Here is a 15,957-nt window from a genome sequence, read left to right as displayed (position 1 = left end):
AAACTTGCACCACTTCATAATCCAGCAAACATAATTGGAATTAATGCTTGCAAGAGCTTAATGTCAAACACTCCAATGGTTGCAGTATTCGATACAGCATTCCATCAAACAATGCCAAAAACTGCTTATATGTACCCACTACCATATGAGCTATACACTAAGTATGGAATAAGAAAATATGGTTTCCACGGAACATCACATAAATATGTATCAGCAGAATGTGCTAAATTAATGAGCAAAGACATAAAAGATGTTAAAATCATTACTTGTCATCTTGGAAACGGAGCTAGCTTAGCTGCTATAAAAGATGGCCATTGTGTAGATACAAGCATGGGATTCACTCCACTTGAAGGAATAGCAATGGGAACTAGATGTGGAAACATTGACCCTGCTATAGTTACATTCTTAATGAATGAAGGAAAAATGACAGCTAAAGAAGTTGATAATTTAATGAACAAACAATCAGGAGTTCTTGGATTATCAGGAGTAAGTAGTGATTTTAGAGACATAGAAGATGCTGCTAAAGAAGGAAATGAAAGAGCTATTCTTGCTTTAAATGTATATAACTACAGAGTAAGAGAAATGATCGGTGCTTATGCTGCAGCAATGGGCGGAGTAGATGCAGTTGTATTTACAGCAGGACTTGGAGAAAATGCTATAGAAACTAGAGCAGAAATTTGCAAAGGCTTAGAATTCTTAGGTATTGAAATAGATGATGCTAAGAATAATGTTAGAGGAAAATCTACAGAAGTAAGCAAAGATGGAGCTAAAGTAAAAGTATTTGTTATTCCTACAAATGAAGAGTTAGTAATAGCAAGAGATACTAAAGAACTTACTTCAAAATAGTAAAAATATTTATCTGCTTGAGTAAAAAATTAGCTTTTTATCTTAAGGAAAAAATATACATGTGTAAATTACCTTGACTTTTATCGGTATAATTTATATAATAACTTGTGTTTGAATGATATATTTAATTAACTTAAGGAGGGAAGTTGGAGCTTTACTCAAGCTATGCATTTTGCATTATATATAACTACTCTTAGTTATATGAGAAAAAACAGGGATATTATGTTTTTTTAGAGTGTTGTTATGATTATAAACTTTAAAGATTTAAATGATAAGAACTATGAGAGAAAGAATATAGATATCGAAATTGAGAAAGATAAGTTTTACGATGGTAGTGAAATGGTAAAATACTCCAAGTCTATTAAGTTTAATGGGTTTTTGCGTCGTAAAAAGGAAGTTATAGAACTTATTGGCGACGTAGATACTGAAGTATTATTAAATTGTTCTAGATGTACAAAAGCTTTTTCTTATGAAGTTAAGGTGCACATAGAAGAAGAAATATCAAACACTGATGATTGTGAGATTATCTCAACCAATTCTGAGAATATAGATATTTATGAAATTATTGAAAACAGTATTCTCCTTGAACTACCTGTTAAAAGGTTATGTAAAGAGGATTGCAAAGGCTTATGCCAGACTTGTGGGAAAGATTTAAATTCAGGACAATGTTCTTGTACTGATTTTTATGTAGACCCTAGACTTGAAAAGCTATCACAAATGTTTTCTAACCATAAGGAGGTGTAATAATGGGAAATCCAGCTAGAAAATTTTCAAAAGCAAGAAGAGATTCAAGAAGAGCTCAAACTTTTAAACTTGGTTTACCAGGAATAGTAGAGTGTCCTCAATGCCACGAAATGAAGCTTGCTCACAGAGTTTGTAAGAACTGTGGTTACTACAAGAATAGAGAAGTTGTTTCAACTGAGGAATAAGAAGAAAGTCGATAGACTTTCTTTTTATTTTTATGTGGAAATTTAAATGAAAAAAATATATAATGTATTTAAATATTTTAAAATCATGAAAGGAGTTACTATGAAGGTTGTAGTTGATGGAATGGGTGGAGATAATTCACCTGAAGCTATAGTAGAAGGTTGTGTTCTTGCACAAAAAGAATATAATATAGATATAATAATTACAGGTCAAGAAGATCTTATAAAAAAAGAATTAGAAAAATATGAATATACCAAAGGAAGAATAACTATTTTAAATACTACTGAAATTATTTCAACTAATGAAGCACCAGTAAAAGCTCTAAAGACTAAAAAGGATTCATCTCTTGTTAAAGCTTTAGAATTAGTTAAGAATAAGGAAGCAGATGCCATTGTATCTGCTGGAAGTACAGGAGCCTTCTTAGCAGGTTGTACTCTTATTGTAAAGAGGATTAAAGGGATAAGCAGACCAGCACTAGCACCAGTTATGCCAGGTAAAAATGGTCCATTTATGATAATAGATGTAGGAGCTAATGCAGATTGTAAACCCCATTATTTAACTCAGTTTGCTCAAATGGGTAAGGTATACTTTGAAAGTGTATTATCTGTTGAAAATCCTACTGTAGGACTTATAAATATAGGATCAGAGGAAGAAAAGGGGAATGAATTAACCAAGGAAGCTTATCAACTTTTAAAACAAGAGAATTTAAATTTTATAGGAAATGTAGAGCCGAGAGAAATTCCTAAAGGAGAAGTAAATGTCCTTGTATGTGATGGCTTTGTAGGTAATACCGTATTAAAGATGTATGAAGGCGTTGCAGAAACCATATTAAGTGAGCTTAAAAATGAAATAATGAGTTCCACAACAACAAAAATAGGCGGACTATTATTAAAGCCTGTATTTAAGAGCTTTAAAAAGCACTATGACTATAAAGAATACGGTGGAGCTGCATTTTTAGGGGTTGATGGTATTTGCATAAAAGCTCATGGAAGCTCAGATGCCAAGGCTTTAAAAAATGCAATTAAACTTTCTAAAACCTATTATGATACAAAAGTATTAGATAAAGTTAAAGATGCTTTTAAAGAAGAAAAATAAAAAAATTAAAATAAGTGAATAAAATTTTGTAGGTTTAGTATATTATAATATAGTATTTGTAAATAAACAGTTGATTATTATCCAATATGCTATTATATTAAATAGTGATATTATATTGAATTTTTAGGAGGTATATAAAATGTTTGAAAAGATAAGAGCAAAAATCGCGGAGCAACTAAGCATAGATGAAAATGATATAACTATGGACTCTGGATTTGTTGATGATTTAGGAGCAGACTCATTGGACTTAGTTGAGTTAATTATGGCCCTTGAAGAGGAATTTGACATGGAAATCCCTGATGAAGATGCAGAAAAAATAACTAGTGTTGGAGATGTAGTTGACTACATAAAAGCACGAGTAGAAGAATAATATCAGCAGGTTCCGTAGAAATGCGGAACCTTATTTTTAGATTTATTCTTGAATTTATCCACTTGAATAATAATATTAAGTTGGTAGGTTATTTAGATAAATTGAAGAATAAACCTTGGCGAAAGAGGTAAAAAGATGAAAGTATTAAAAAGTACATTAGAATTAAAAAATAAATTAGGTATTGACTTTAAAGAGTTAACTTTATTACAAACAGCAATAACTCATAGTTCTTATGCTAATGAAAGAAACACTGCATTCAATGAACGATTAGAATTCTTAGGAGATACAGTTTTAGAATTAATTATATCTGAATATTTATTTACTAATCACATAGATGAAACAGAAGGATACCTTACTAAGGTAAGAGCTTTAATTGTATGTGAAAATTCTTTATTTGAAATAGCTAAGAAGTGGGAACTAGGAAAATACATTTATATGAGTAAAGGTGAAGAATTAACCGGTGGTAGAAATAGGGAATCAATTTTAGCTGATGCTGTAGAAGCTATTATTGCAGCAGTATACTTAGATGAAGGACTTTTAGTAACTAAGGAGTTTGTCCTTAAAAACTTTAACTCAATTATTATTAAAGCAGTTAAAAATGAGATAATTTTAGACTATAAAACAAAGCTTCAAGAAATATTACAAAAGAATGGAGATGTAGATATTTCTTATTCTCTTATTAATTTTGAAGGACCACCTCATAGAAGAGAATTTTTTGTGAAGGTTTTAATTAATGGAGAAGCTAAAGGAAGTGGTTCAGGGTATAGTAAGAAAGAAGCTGAACAAATGGCCGCTAGGGGAGTTCTAATTAAGAGGGGTGATATTAGTGAGTAAAAATCATTATATTATACCTATATTTGTACCTCATATAGGATGTCCCCATACTTGTGTGTTTTGTAATCAGGATAGTATTACAGGAGATGCAGGGTCAGCAGGTAGCGCAGGAAATGTAGACGGTGATTATGTAAAAAAAACCATAGAGGATTATTTAGAAACTATAGATAGTAGTGATGCTATAATTGAGGTATCATTTTTCGGTGGTACTTTTACAGGAATTAATATATGCATCCAAAGAGAACTATTATCAGTAGCTCAAAACTATAAAAAAATAGGAAAGATTAAATTTATAAGATTATCCACAAGACCAGATTATATAGACCAAGAGATTTTAGAACACCTAAAAAGTTTTGATGTAGATATTATAGAATTAGGAGTTCAATCCTTAGATGAAGAAGTTTTACATAAATCAGGAAGAGGGCATAGTTCAGAGGACGTGGAGAAGGCATCGAGATTAATAAAGCAATATGGATTCACCTTAGGGCATCAAATAATGCTAGGACTCCCAGGAGATACAAGAGAGAAGGATATTGAAACTACAAGAAAAAGTATTTCTATGAATCCAGATATCTGTAGGATATACCCATCCCTAGTTATTAAGGAAACTCCTATGGAAAAGCTCTTAAGGGAAGGCCTATATAAACCATATACTTTAGAGGAAGCTGTAGATATAAGTAAGATAGTCTATGGAATGATGGAGGGTAATGATATAAAGGTTATCCGAATTGGACTTCAACCTACNNTTAGTGCTGATGGAGATGTGGTAGATGGACCTTTTCATCCTGCTTTTAGAGAGCTGGTGGAGAGTAGTGTCTACTGTGATATGATTTATGATTACTATAAAGATAAAGAAATGGATAAGTTCAAAATATATATAAACCCTAAAGATATATCTAAGCTTTATTCTAATAAAAAGCAATATTTTAATCTGCTTCTAAAAAAATTAAAGAGTAAAGAAATTTTTGTAACTCAAGAAAGAAATATAGGAAAGTCTTCCATAGGGTTTTATAATGGTACAAAGTTAGATATAATTAATCAGAAGGATTATTTAAAACTTAAATATCAATAAAACTTTTGATTATATAGGTTAAAGTAAATATATATTTTAAAGTATCCTAGTAAGATTATAGGATATTTTCTTTAAATTAAAGTTAGGAGTGGATTTTATGAGGATGACTAAGAAGAAAAGAGAAAAGTATATAAAAATAATAACTACTTGTATATGCATTGCTATGGCTGCAGTACTTATTTTACCTATAATCTTAGGAGCTTAGGAGTGTGAATAGATGTTCTTAAAATCTATCGAAATAAGAGGATTCAAATCCTTTGCAGATAAGACAGAGCTTACATTTAAAAAAGGTGTAACTGTAGTTGTAGGTCCCAATGGAAGTGGAAAAAGTAATATCTCAGATGCTGTAAGGTGGGTGCTGGGTGAACAAAGTATTAGGAATCTTAGAGGAGATAAAATGGAAGATGTAATCTTTGCAGGTACTCAATATAGAAAACCTGTAGGGCTTGCTCAAGTTTCTCTTACTTTAGATAATAGCGATTCTGACTTAGATATAGCCTATTCTCAGGTAACCGTTGCAAGAAGATTATATAGATCAGGTGAAAGTGAGTATTTAATAAATAATACTGTGTGTAGATTAAAAGATGTACAAGCTTTATTTATGGATACAGGTATAGGTAAGGAAGGATATTCCTTAATAGGACAAGGTAAAATTGATGCAATCTTAAGTGCTAAGTCAGAGGATAGAAGAAAGTTATTAGAAGAGGCCGCAGGTATAGTAAAATATAAAACAAGAAAAGAAGAGGCTGAGAAGAAACTAGATAACACGGAGCAAAATCTTATTAGAATAAATGATATTATTTCTACCTATGAAGAAAGGCTTCCATCCTTAGAAGAAGATTGTGAAAAAGCCAAAATATTTTTAGAAGCTTCTGAAGAGATAAAAGTAAAGGAAGTTAATATAATCATAGATTTTTTGGAAAAAACTAAAATTAACATAGATAGATACAACAACACAATAAATGCTGTAACTACAGATATAGAAACCTTGAAGAAAGAAAAATATGAATTAAAACTAGCTTATGAAAATAATAATGAAGAGCTAGAAGCTTTAAATAATATTTTAGAAGAAAAGAAAAAGATTTATTATGAAAGTCAAAATAAACATCAAGGAGTAATTGGAGAAGTTAAACTCTTTGAAGAAAAAATATTACATTTAGAAGACAGTATAAATAGATTAAACAGTGAAATACTGCAAAAAAATCAATATCTTGAAGAAGCGTATTTGAAAATAGAAAACCAAAGAAAGAGTATTGCTGCCTTAAAAGAAGAAGAATTAGACATAAATAATAAAATAGAAAAAAAACAATTAGAATTAACAAATGTATTAAATAGTGTAACTAGTGATAATAATAAATTGAAGGAATTAGAAGAGATAAAATTTAAGTATTATAATAATATTAATTCTAAAACTAGCGAAATAGATATTTTAAAAAATAATATCGAAATTAGTAGTGGAAATGTAGAAAATTTAATATTAGATGTTCAAACTTTTAAAAATTCTATATTAATAAATAACAAGACTAAGAATCATTTAATAGAAGAAGAGAATAAGGCTAGTATTAGTATTGAGAAATATGAAGAGGAAGTTAAGGAAAATAGAAAAAAACTATCTAAGTGTAAGCATGACTTAGAGATCTTAGAAAAAAAATTAAAAGAAATATTGAGAGAGCAAGGAAATAAAGAAGCTAGGCTAAATGCTTTGGTAACTTTAGAGAATTCCTATGAAGGATATAATAGATCTGTAAAACTTCTAATGCAACACATAGAGAATAGTAAAGATTATAGAGCAAATGAGGATTGCTATGTACTTGGAGATATAATAAAGGTTCCAAAGAGGTTTGAAAGAGCTATAGAGATTGCTATGGGAGCTAGCATATCTAATATTGTCACCAAGGATGAACATATAGCAAAAAATCTTATTAATTACTTGAAAAGTAGTAAAATAGGAAGAGCAACCTTTATGCCTATAAATATAGTAAAGGGTAAGAACCTAGTGGTAGATAAAACTGTAAGGCATACTAAGGGATATATAGGCATNNAGCTAGTGAACTTATAGAATTTGAAGATAAATTTAAGGGTGTAATCGATCAAGTTTTGGGCAAAACTCTTGTATGTGATACTATGGATAATGGACTACATATATCTAAAGTTTGTGGCTATAAATATAGAATTGTTACTTTAGATGGAGAAGTCTTTAATCCGGGGGGATCACTAACGGGAGGAAGTTATTCTAAAAATGCTAACGTAATTGGTAGAAAGAGAGAAATTGAAAAATTAACTGAGGAAGTAGAAGAAAGTCACGGAGTAGTTGCTCTTAAAAATGAAGAAATAACATCAGTTAATGTTAAGATTAAAGAACTAGATGATAGAGGTCTTAACTTAAGAGATGAAATACATTACGAGAGTATTAATATAACAAAGATTAAGGGTGAAATATCCAGGGTTACAGAAGAGGAACTGAGAAACAAAAGAGAACTTCAAAAAGCTAGCGAAAATCTGGGTAAGGAAGAGGAGAAAATTAAAGCCTTAAAAGCTAAATTAACTTTTTCACAGCAGGAATTAACTGAGCTTAAAGATAAGATAATTGAATTAGAAGGTCAATATGATGAGCATAACAATAAAACTAAAGGCAAAAATTTATATATAGATGCCATTAAAGATGAATTAACCTCTATAAAAATAAATAAAGCAAAGCTTTTAGAAGTTATAAGTAATAATATTCAAGAATTAGATAGGATGACCCAGGCAGTAGATATTGAGAAAAGTCTAATTGAAAGCAATTTGAAAAATATAGAAACATCCACTTTAGCTAAGGAAGAATATAGAATAAACATATCTAAAAGTACTGAAAATACTAAGGAAATTATTAAGTTACTTAAGGAGTTAGAGCAGTTTTTTGAAGAAACCCAAGTAGAAAAGTTAAAGATAAAAGATAAAATTCCAGTTATAACTTCAAAAATTGAAGATATTGATTTACAATTAGATAAACTAGAAAAAGAAATTCATAAAAATCAGATTTCTTTGGCTAAAATTGAATCAGAAGAAGAAGTTCTATTGAAGAAGCTTAATGAAGAGTATAATCTTACCTTTGCAGAAGGATTAAGTTTTAAACTAGAGGGTTATGATATAGCTATATTAAAGAATGAAGTTGCAGAATTGAAAAAGAGAATAACTGCTCTTGGAGTAGTTAACCTAGGTGCCATAGAAGAATTTAAAGAAGTAAATGAAAAGTATACTTTTATGAGTACACAGAGGGAAGATTTAGTTAAGTCTAAGGAAGAAATAATTGAATTCATAGGCGAGATAACTGAAAAGATGAGAGATGTGTTTATGGAGAATTTTAAGCAGCTCAGGATTTACTTCAATGAGACTTTTAAGGAGTTATTTAAGGGTGGAAGTGCTGATTTAAGTCTTCAAGGTGATGATGAGCTAACCTGTAAGATTGAAATAGATGTAGAGCCACCAGGAAAAAAACTTCAAAATATAAATCTACTTTCAGGAGGAGAGAAGGTTTTATCAGCCATTGCACTACTATTTGCAATACTAAAGATGAAGCCAACTCCATTCTGCATACTAGATGAGATTGAGGCAGCGTTAGATGATGCTAATGTACTTAGATATGGAGAATTTTTAAAAAAATTCTCTGAAAACATACAATTCATAGTAATAACTCACAGAAAAGGAACCATGGAAACCAGTGATATGATTTATGGAGTTACTATGGAAGAAAAGGGTGTATCTAAGGTAGTATCCATGGAATTTAATAAGAAATAAGGAGGCTTAATATGTTTGGAGGATTTTTTGATAAGTTAAAACAGGGGCTTAGCAAAACTAGAAATACTATAAATGATGCAGTGACTCAAGTATTAAAACTTGCAGTTACTATAGATGATGATTTATATGAAGAACTAGAAGAAGTATTAATAACTAGCGATATAGGGGTAGAAACCTCAGTAGAAATTATTGAAAGGCTTAGAAAAAAGGTTGTTTCTGAAAGAATCAATGATACTGAAGAGATACTTCCAGCTATGAAATCTATAATTATGGATATGCTAGGAGACTATGAAACCTCAATAATACCTGAATCAACACCAGAAGTAAGATTAGTCATTGGTGTTAATGGAGTAGGTAAAACTACATCCATTGGAAAAATGGCTGCTAGAATAAAAAATAATAATTATAAGGTTTTATTAGCAGCAGCAGATACTTTTAGAGCGGCAGCTATAGATCAATTAGAAGTTTGGAGTAATAGAGCTAATGTGGATATGATAAAACATCAAGAAGGTTCAGATCCAGCAGCTGTTATATACGATGCAGTACAGGCTGCAAAGGCTAGAAAAGTTGATGTGTTAATTTGTGATACTGCAGGTAGACTTCATAATAAGAAAAATCTTATGGATGAACTTGGAAAGATTAATAGAGTTATCGATAGAGAGTATGGAGAAGCTAGAAAGGAAACTTTACTAGTTTTAGATGCTACTACTGGACAAAATGCAGTTATTCAAGCAAAACAATTTATGGAGATATGTCCTATAGATGGTATAATTCTAACAAAGCTAGATGGTACAGCTAAGGGTGGTATAGTTATCTCTATAAAACATACTTTAAATATTCCAGTTAGATATATAGGAGTAGGGGAAGGTATAGATGATCTTCAAGAATTTAATTCTAGAGATTTTGTAGAAGCTTTATTTTAACTGTTAAGTAAAAATACTTGACAGCTTAAAATTAATTTGTTAATATAAGTTTTGTGAGTTGGGTGATTATATGGAAAAAAGAGTTGAAATATCAATTTTACTAGATTTTTATAACTCATTACTTACTGATAAACAAAGAGATATTATGGATTTATATTATAATAATGACTTATCTCTATCAGAAATAGCAGAAGTTAATAATACTAGTAGGCAAGCAATTCATGACTTAATTAAAAGATGTGGTAATCTTTTAGAAGAGTATGAAAGTAAACTTCACTTAATGAAAAAAACCTTAGCTATAGAAAACTCTAAGACTGAAATTATTAACAAATTAAAAGGGTTAAAAGGTACTACTTCTGAAGAAAATATAAAAAAAGAAATAGACCATATAATTAAAGATATAGAAGAGAATGTATAGGAGGTTTTCATATGGCTTTTGAAGGACTATCTTCCAAATTACAAGAGACCATAAAAAAGCTAAAGGGTAAAGGTAAGCTTTCAGAGAAAGATATTAAAGAGGCTATGAGAGAAGTAAAACTTGCTCTTTTAGAAGCGGATGTAAATTATAAAGTTGTTAAAAACTTTGTAAAGTCTGTCAGTGAAAAATGTCTTGGTGATCAAGTTATGGAAAGTTTAACACCNNAGTTAATGAAGAATTAACTGAGTTAATGGGAACCACTGAAAAGAAAATAGAATTTGTCAACAATGGAATAACAATGATAATGTTAGTTGGTCTCCAAGGTGCAGGTAAAACAACCATGGCAGGAAAGCTGGCTCTAAATCTTAGAAAAAGCAATAAAAAGCCATTACTAGTAGCCTGTGACGTTTATAGACCAGCAGCTATAAAACAACTACAAGTTGTAGGAAAGTCAATAGATGTACCTGTATTCACTATGGGAGATAAAAATAGCCCAGTAGATATTTCAAAAGCTTCCATTGAACATGCTAAGAGCATTGGAGCTAATGTAGTTATAGTGGATACGGCAGGAAGACTTCACATAGATGAAGCGCTGATGGGAGAACTTGAAGATATAAAAGCTTCAATAAATCCATCAGAAATTTTATTAGTTGTAGATGCTATGACAGGTCAAGATGCAGTAAATGTAGCTGAAACCTTTAATAATACACTAGATATTACAGGCGTTATCGTTACCAAGTTGGATGGTGATACCAGAGGTGGTGCTGCACTATCAATTAAGGCAATCACTGAAAAACCTATAAAATATGTAGGTATGGGAGAGAAGATGACAGATTTGGAAATCTTCCACCCAGAGAGAATGGCATCAAGAATACTTGGTATGGGAGATGTACTTTCTTTAATTGAGAAAGCTCAATCAGCTATCGATGAGAAGAAAGCTACAGAACTCGGTAACAGAATGATGAATCAAGAATTCAATCTTGAGGACTTTTTAGAGACTATGAATCAAATGAAAAATTTAGGACCTATGGGCAAGTTGGTTGAAATGATTCCAGGCTTTAATGCAAAGGAATTAAAGGGTGTAGATTTTTCACAAAGTGAGAAAAATATGGGCAGCATGGAAGCAATAATACATTCCATGACTACAAAGGAAAGAAAAAATCCAAGCATAGTGTCTTCTTCTCCATCTAGAAAGAAGAGAATTGCAGATGGTTCAGGTTCAACTATTCAAGCAGTGAATAAACTTTTAAAAGACTTCGAGATGATGAAAAAAATGATGAAACAGATGAAGGGCATGGGAGGCAAGGCTGGTAAATTTGGTAAAAAAGGCTTGTTTGGAAAATTACCTTTCTAAGTTCAAATACACATAACCTTTGAAGGAGGTGAAAATATAATGGCAGTAAAAATAAGATTAAGAAGAATGGGTGCTAAAAAAGCTCCTTTCTACAGAATAGTTGTTGCTGATTCAAGATCTCCAAGAGATGGAAGATTTGTTGAAGAGATTGGATACTACAATCCAACTACAGAGCCAGTAACTGTTAAAATCGATGAAGAGAAAGCAGTTAAATGGGTAAAAAATGGAGCTCAACCAACAGACACAGTTAAAAGACTTTTCAACAATGCAGGAATAAAATAGGAAAGTTTAATTGATTGGAGGCGCAATCCATGAAAGAATTACTTACAATTATTGCAAGGTCATTAGTTGATAACCCTGATTCAGTGCAAGTAAATGAAATTGCTGGAGAGCATTCTATAATTTTAGAATTAAAGGTTGCTGAAGAAGATATGGGGAAAGTAATTGGAAAACAGGGAAGAATAGCTAAGTCTATTAGAACTGTTGTTAAAGCAGCAGCGATTAAAGAAAATAAAAGAGTTGTTGTAGAAATAATATAAGAGTTAGGAATACCTAGCTCTTATTTTTTTATATATTGTAGTTGACAAGAATTACAAAGAATTATTATAATAAACAGAGTTCTTAGTATCAGTATTTTCGATACTTAGAAATCGTTATCCAGGGACGTAGTAGCTCTTAACTCCCAACTTGAGAAGAAGGTGGAAGTATTAGAGCTAATAGTCATCGGGTAAACTGAGTTTATGAAAATTTTTTGTGTTAATAATATTAAGTAATTAAATAGTGAGGAGATATATGATGAGGGAATTGATGAGCGTTGGGCAGATAACTAAGCCCCATGGAGTAAGAGGAGAAGTTAAGGTGCTTTCTCTAACAGATAGCTTAGAAAGATTTAGAGACTTAGATAAGGTATACATAGATGATAAAGAAATAGAAATTACATCAGTTAAGCTTCAAAAGGATAGAGCTATATTAAAAATAGAAGGAATTGACTCTATTGAAGAAGCCGAACTTTATAGAAATAAATATCTTCAAGTAAAAAGAGAAGATGCTATAAAATTACCAGAGGGTAGCTACTATGTTGCAGATTTAATGGATTGTTATGTTTATGATACAGATGGAGAAGAATTAGGGAAAGTATATGATGTTATTGCAACGGGAAGTAATGATGTATATTGGGTTAAATCAGAAGGAAAAGAAGACGTGCTAGTTCCTGCTTTAAAGACAATTGTAGAAGAAGTAGACATAGAAAATAATAAAATTGTAATAAAACCAGTGAAGGTATGGTCTGAATAATGAAGATAGATATTTTAACTTTATTTCCAGAGATGTTTCAGGTATTTAATCATAGTATCATAGGAAATGCTATGGAAAAAGGAATATTATCTATAAATACTACTAATATAAGAGACTTCTCTACTAATAAACATAAAAAGGTTGATGATTACCCTTATGGGGGTGGAGCAGGCATGGTGATGACCCCAGAACCCATTGTAAACTCCATAAAGCATCTAAAAGAAAATAATAAAGGGAAAGTTATATTTTTAGGTCCTAGAGGTAAGACTTTAAATCAAGAGTTATGTAAAGAACTTGCCAAAGAGGAGGAATTAATATTTTTATGTGGTCATTACGAAGGTATAGATGAGCGAGTATATAAATATATAGATATGGAAATTTCTCTAGGGGATTTTGTTTTAACAGGGGGAGAAATGGCTTGCATACCTGTAGTTGATAGTATTGCTAGAATGATCCCAGGAGTTCTATCCTGCAATGAGAGTTATGAAGAAGAATCCTTTTATGAAGGATTATTAGAATATCCTCAATATACAAGACCTTTTTCCTTTGAAGGAGATGAAGTTCCAGAGGTATTAATATCTGGGCATCACGAAAATGTAAGAAAGTGGCGAAGGCTTAAATCATTACTGATTACAAAGGAGAGAAGAAGGGACTTATATAAAAATATAGAACTTACTAAAGAGGATAAAAAGCTATTAGACAATTATCATAAAAAGGATAAATAATATTGCACATTGAAATATTATGTGATAAAATGAGGATTGTGCTAGTACGGGCGGTCCTCTGTCACCCAATGTGAGTAAGAACGTCATAATAAATTTTAGGAGGGAATGCACAATGTTAGATATAATAAAAGCTATAGAAGCAGAACAATTAAGAACTGACTTACCTGAGTTCAATGTAGGAGATACAGTTAAAGTTCACATCAGAATTAAAGAAGGTAACAAAGAAAGAGTTCAAATATTTGAAGGTACCGTTCTTAAAAGACAAAATGGTGGAGCTAGAGAAACTTTTACAGTAAGAAGATTTGCATCAGGAGTTGGAGTTGAAAAAACTTTCCCAATAAATACGCCTGTTATAGAAAAAATCGACGTAGTTAGAAGAGGAAAAGTAAGAAGAGCTAAATTATTCTACTTAAGAGATAGAGTAGGTAAGGCTGCTAAAGTAAAAGAGAGAATGTAAGAAAATGGGGCTAGATAGTCCCTTTTTTTATTACATATATAGAAGTATTTATTGTAAATGTGGTAAATACTAAAATAGTTAATTTAATATATCTAATTATAAAATTCTTAGGAGTGAGATAAATGAGTATAAACTGGTTTCCTGGACATATGGCAAAGACCAGAAGAGAAATAAAAGAAAATTTAAAGTTAGTAGATGCAATAATAGAGATTCGTGATGCAAGAATAGCTTATTCAAGTTCTAATCCAGACATTGAAGATATCTGTAGTGAGAAACCTAGAATAATATTATTTAATAAAAGCGATCTTAGTGAAGAATATGTAACAAAGAAGTGGGTAAATAAATTATCAGACGATAAAACTAGAGTATTGTCTGTTAACTGCCTTACAGGATCAGGGCTTAACAAAATTAAACCCACTCTAGAAGAGCTTTTAAAAGAGAAGCATGATAGACTTAAAAGTAAAGGCGTAGTAAATATTATTACCAGAGTAATGGTTGTAGGAATCCCTAACGTAGGAAAATCTACATTTATAAATAGGATGGCAAAAAACAGTGCTGCTAAAACGGGAGATAGACCTGGTGTTACAAAGAGTAAACAATGGATAAAAACAAAGATGGGTATAGAACTTATGGATACTCCAGGGGTTTTATGGCCTAAATTTGAAGATGATACAGTAGGGCTTAATTTAGCATTTACTGGAGCTATAAAGGATGAAATAATGGATGTTGAGGAACTGGCATTAAAGCTTATACAAAGACTTCAAAATACCCATGGATCAAGGCTAGTGGAGAGATATAAGCTTAAAGAATTAGATGAGAATCCTCTTACTAATATGGATAACATAGGTAAAAAAAGAGGTGCTATAATTTCTGGGGGCAACATAGATTATAATAGAGTAGCTGTAATGATATTAGATGAATTTAGGGGGGGGAAGTTAGGTCCTATTTCACTAGAGGTACCTGATACAGAAAATAAATATGAGTAGTATAAATTTTTTAAAAGAAATTAAAACTATGAGATTTAACGATATAAAATCTTCTGTACGTGGGTTTATGTCATTAAAAGATGTAAGTAGCCATGAAGCAGATTATGAAGCTATATATCAATTATTAAACAATGATCATAGGAAAAATGTAAGAGCTTTAGGAGAAACCCTAAGAAAATATGTGGAGCATTATAAAAATGAATATGCTAGAGTAGAAAAATTATATGATTTTGATAAAAGCTATGGACATGATATTGTAGCTGGTGTAGATGAGGTTGGAAGAGGACCCTTAGCAGGTCCTATAGTTGCTGCTGCAGTAGTTCTTGACAATAATTCAAGGGATTTAATATTACGAATAAATGATTCTAAGAAGTTAACTAAAGAAGTAAGAGAAGAGTTAAGTGATATAATAAAAAAAGAAGCAATAAGTTATTCTATAGCCCTAAAAACCAACAGAGAAATAGATAAAGAAGGCATAGGGTTTTGTAACAATGAAATTTTCAAGATGGCTGTGGGAGAACTAAAAATTACTCCTGATATAGTATTATCTGATGGATATACTATAAGAGAATTTAACCTTAGAAATGAAGCTGTAATTAAAGGAGACACTAAAAGTGCTGCCATTGCGTGTGCCTCTATAATAGCTAAAGTATATAGAGATAATTTAATGGAAGAGTATAGTAAGAAATATACAAAATACCACTTTGATAAAAATGTAGGATATGGGACCAAAGAACATATAGATGCAATAATTTGTCATGGTAGCTGTCCAATTCATAGAGAAAGTTTTTTGAAAAATATACTTAACAAATAATTAATAAAATAAAAAATACCTGAATAAAAAAGTTATCTAATTACTTTTTTATTCAGGTATTTACTT

Annotated in this window: 18 protein-coding genes and 2 pseudogenes; all 20 read left to right on the top strand. The window is 30.9% G+C overall.

Features of this window, described 5'->3' with window-relative positions; all coding sequences use genetic code 11:
* Positions 1-846: acetate kinase (locus B2671_RS05540; protein ID WP_346869513.1), on the top strand; the 846-nt coding region annotated here is incomplete at its 5' end.
* A 243-nt stretch (positions 847-1,089) separates the two neighbouring features.
* The gene (locus B2671_RS05535; RefSeq protein ID WP_346869512.1) at positions 1,090-1,590 is read left to right on the top strand and encodes a DUF177 domain-containing protein; all 501 of its coding nucleotides are present in this window, start codon (positions 1,090-1,092) and stop codon (positions 1,588-1,590) included.
* Between the two features lie 2 nt (positions 1,591-1,592).
* Positions 1,593-1,775 (top strand): 50S ribosomal protein L32, encoded by a 183-nt coding sequence (rpmF, locus tag B2671_RS05530; RefSeq protein WP_035132741.1) that lies wholly within the window; start codon positions 1,593-1,595, stop codon positions 1,773-1,775.
* Positions 1,776-1,875: 100 nt separating this feature from the next.
* On the top strand, positions 1,876-2,868 hold the full coding sequence (plsX, locus tag B2671_RS05525) for a phosphate acyltransferase PlsX (protein ID WP_346869563.1): 993 nt from the start codon (positions 1,876-1,878) through the stop codon (positions 2,866-2,868).
* A 139-nt stretch (positions 2,869-3,007) separates the two neighbouring features.
* The gene (gene acpP / locus B2671_RS05520; protein ID WP_035132743.1) at positions 3,008-3,238 is read left to right on the top strand and encodes an acyl carrier protein; all 231 of its coding nucleotides are present in this window, start codon (positions 3,008-3,010) and stop codon (positions 3,236-3,238) included.
* 135 nt (positions 3,239-3,373) lie between these two features.
* Positions 3,374-4,072 (top strand): ribonuclease III, encoded by a 699-nt coding sequence (gene rnc / locus B2671_RS05515; protein ID WP_346869511.1) that lies wholly within the window; start codon positions 3,374-3,376, stop codon positions 4,070-4,072.
* Entirely contained in the window at positions 4,065-5,144 is a 1,080-nt protein-coding gene (locus B2671_RS05510) for an elongator complex protein 3 (RefSeq protein ID WP_346869510.1), read from the top strand. The genes rnc and B2671_RS05510 overlap by 8 nt, the downstream gene beginning before the upstream one ends.
* Before the next feature lie 217 nt (positions 5,145-5,361).
* Positions 5,362-7,203 (top strand): AAA family ATPase, encoded by a 1,842-nt coding sequence (locus B2671_RS05505; RefSeq protein WP_346869509.1) that lies wholly within the window; start codon positions 5,362-5,364, stop codon positions 7,201-7,203.
* Positions 7,173-7,241, top strand: a pseudogene (locus tag B2671_RS17515) (hypothetical protein); the annotation flags it as partial. The gene B2671_RS05505 and the pseudogene B2671_RS17515, both read left to right, overlap by 31 nt.
* Positions 7,242-8,921 carry a hypothetical protein gene (locus tag B2671_RS05500; protein WP_346869508.1) on the top strand — a complete coding sequence of 560 codons (1,680 nt, stop codon included), beginning with the start codon at positions 7,242-7,244 and terminating at the stop codon, positions 8,919-8,921.
* A gap of 11 nt (positions 8,922-8,932) precedes the next feature.
* Positions 8,933-9,844, top strand: a complete 912-nt coding sequence (gene ftsY / locus B2671_RS05495) for a signal recognition particle-docking protein FtsY (protein WP_346869507.1) — start codon at positions 8,933-8,935, stop codon at positions 9,842-9,844.
* 70 nt (positions 9,845-9,914) lie between these two features.
* A complete protein-coding gene (locus tag B2671_RS05490; RefSeq protein WP_346848355.1) occupies positions 9,915-10,262 on the top strand; it encodes a putative DNA-binding protein in 348 nt (115 codons plus the stop codon).
* A gap of 11 nt (positions 10,263-10,273) precedes the next feature.
* Positions 10,274-11,616, top strand: a pseudogene (gene ffh / locus B2671_RS05485) (signal recognition particle protein).
* A 39-nt stretch (positions 11,617-11,655) separates the two neighbouring features.
* A complete protein-coding gene (gene rpsP / locus B2671_RS05480) occupies positions 11,656-11,898 on the top strand; it encodes a 30S ribosomal protein S16 (RefSeq protein WP_035132758.1) in 243 nt (80 codons plus the stop codon).
* A gap of 29 nt (positions 11,899-11,927) precedes the next feature.
* Positions 11,928-12,155: a KH domain-containing protein gene (locus B2671_RS05475; RefSeq protein ID WP_035132761.1), complete on the top strand. Its 228-nt coding sequence runs from the start codon at positions 11,928-11,930 to the stop codon at positions 12,153-12,155.
* A gap of 256 nt (positions 12,156-12,411) precedes the next feature.
* Positions 12,412-12,909, top strand: coding sequence for a ribosome maturation factor RimM (gene rimM / locus B2671_RS05470; RefSeq protein ID WP_346869562.1), 498 nt, complete (start codon positions 12,412-12,414; stop codon positions 12,907-12,909).
* Positions 12,909-13,634: a tRNA (guanosine(37)-N1)-methyltransferase TrmD gene (gene trmD / locus B2671_RS05465; protein WP_346869506.1), complete on the top strand. Its 726-nt coding sequence runs from the start codon at positions 12,909-12,911 to the stop codon at positions 13,632-13,634. The genes rimM and trmD overlap by 1 nt, the downstream gene beginning before the upstream one ends.
* Positions 13,635-13,746: 112 nt before the next feature.
* Positions 13,747-14,091: a 50S ribosomal protein L19 gene (rplS, locus tag B2671_RS05460; RefSeq protein ID WP_035132767.1), complete on the top strand. Its 345-nt coding sequence runs from the start codon at positions 13,747-13,749 to the stop codon at positions 14,089-14,091.
* 122 nt (positions 14,092-14,213) lie between these two features.
* Positions 14,214-15,077, top strand: coding sequence for a ribosome biogenesis GTPase YlqF (gene ylqF, locus B2671_RS05455; RefSeq protein WP_346869505.1), 864 nt, complete (start codon positions 14,214-14,216; stop codon positions 15,075-15,077).
* A gap of 67 nt (positions 15,078-15,144) precedes the next feature.
* On the top strand, positions 15,145-15,891 hold the full coding sequence (locus B2671_RS05450; protein ID WP_414632615.1) for a ribonuclease HII: 747 nt from the start codon (positions 15,145-15,147) through the stop codon (positions 15,889-15,891).
* The last annotated feature ends 66 nt before the right edge of the window (positions 15,892-15,957 follow it).

This window comes from Clostridium sp. UBA5119 (assembly GCF_002414285.1).
GTDB lineage: Bacteria > Bacillota > Clostridia > Clostridiales > Clostridiaceae > Clostridium_J > Clostridium_J sulfidigenes.
Note: the sequence above shows the minus strand (reverse complement) of the source record. Positions and strands in the feature narration are given on the sequence as shown.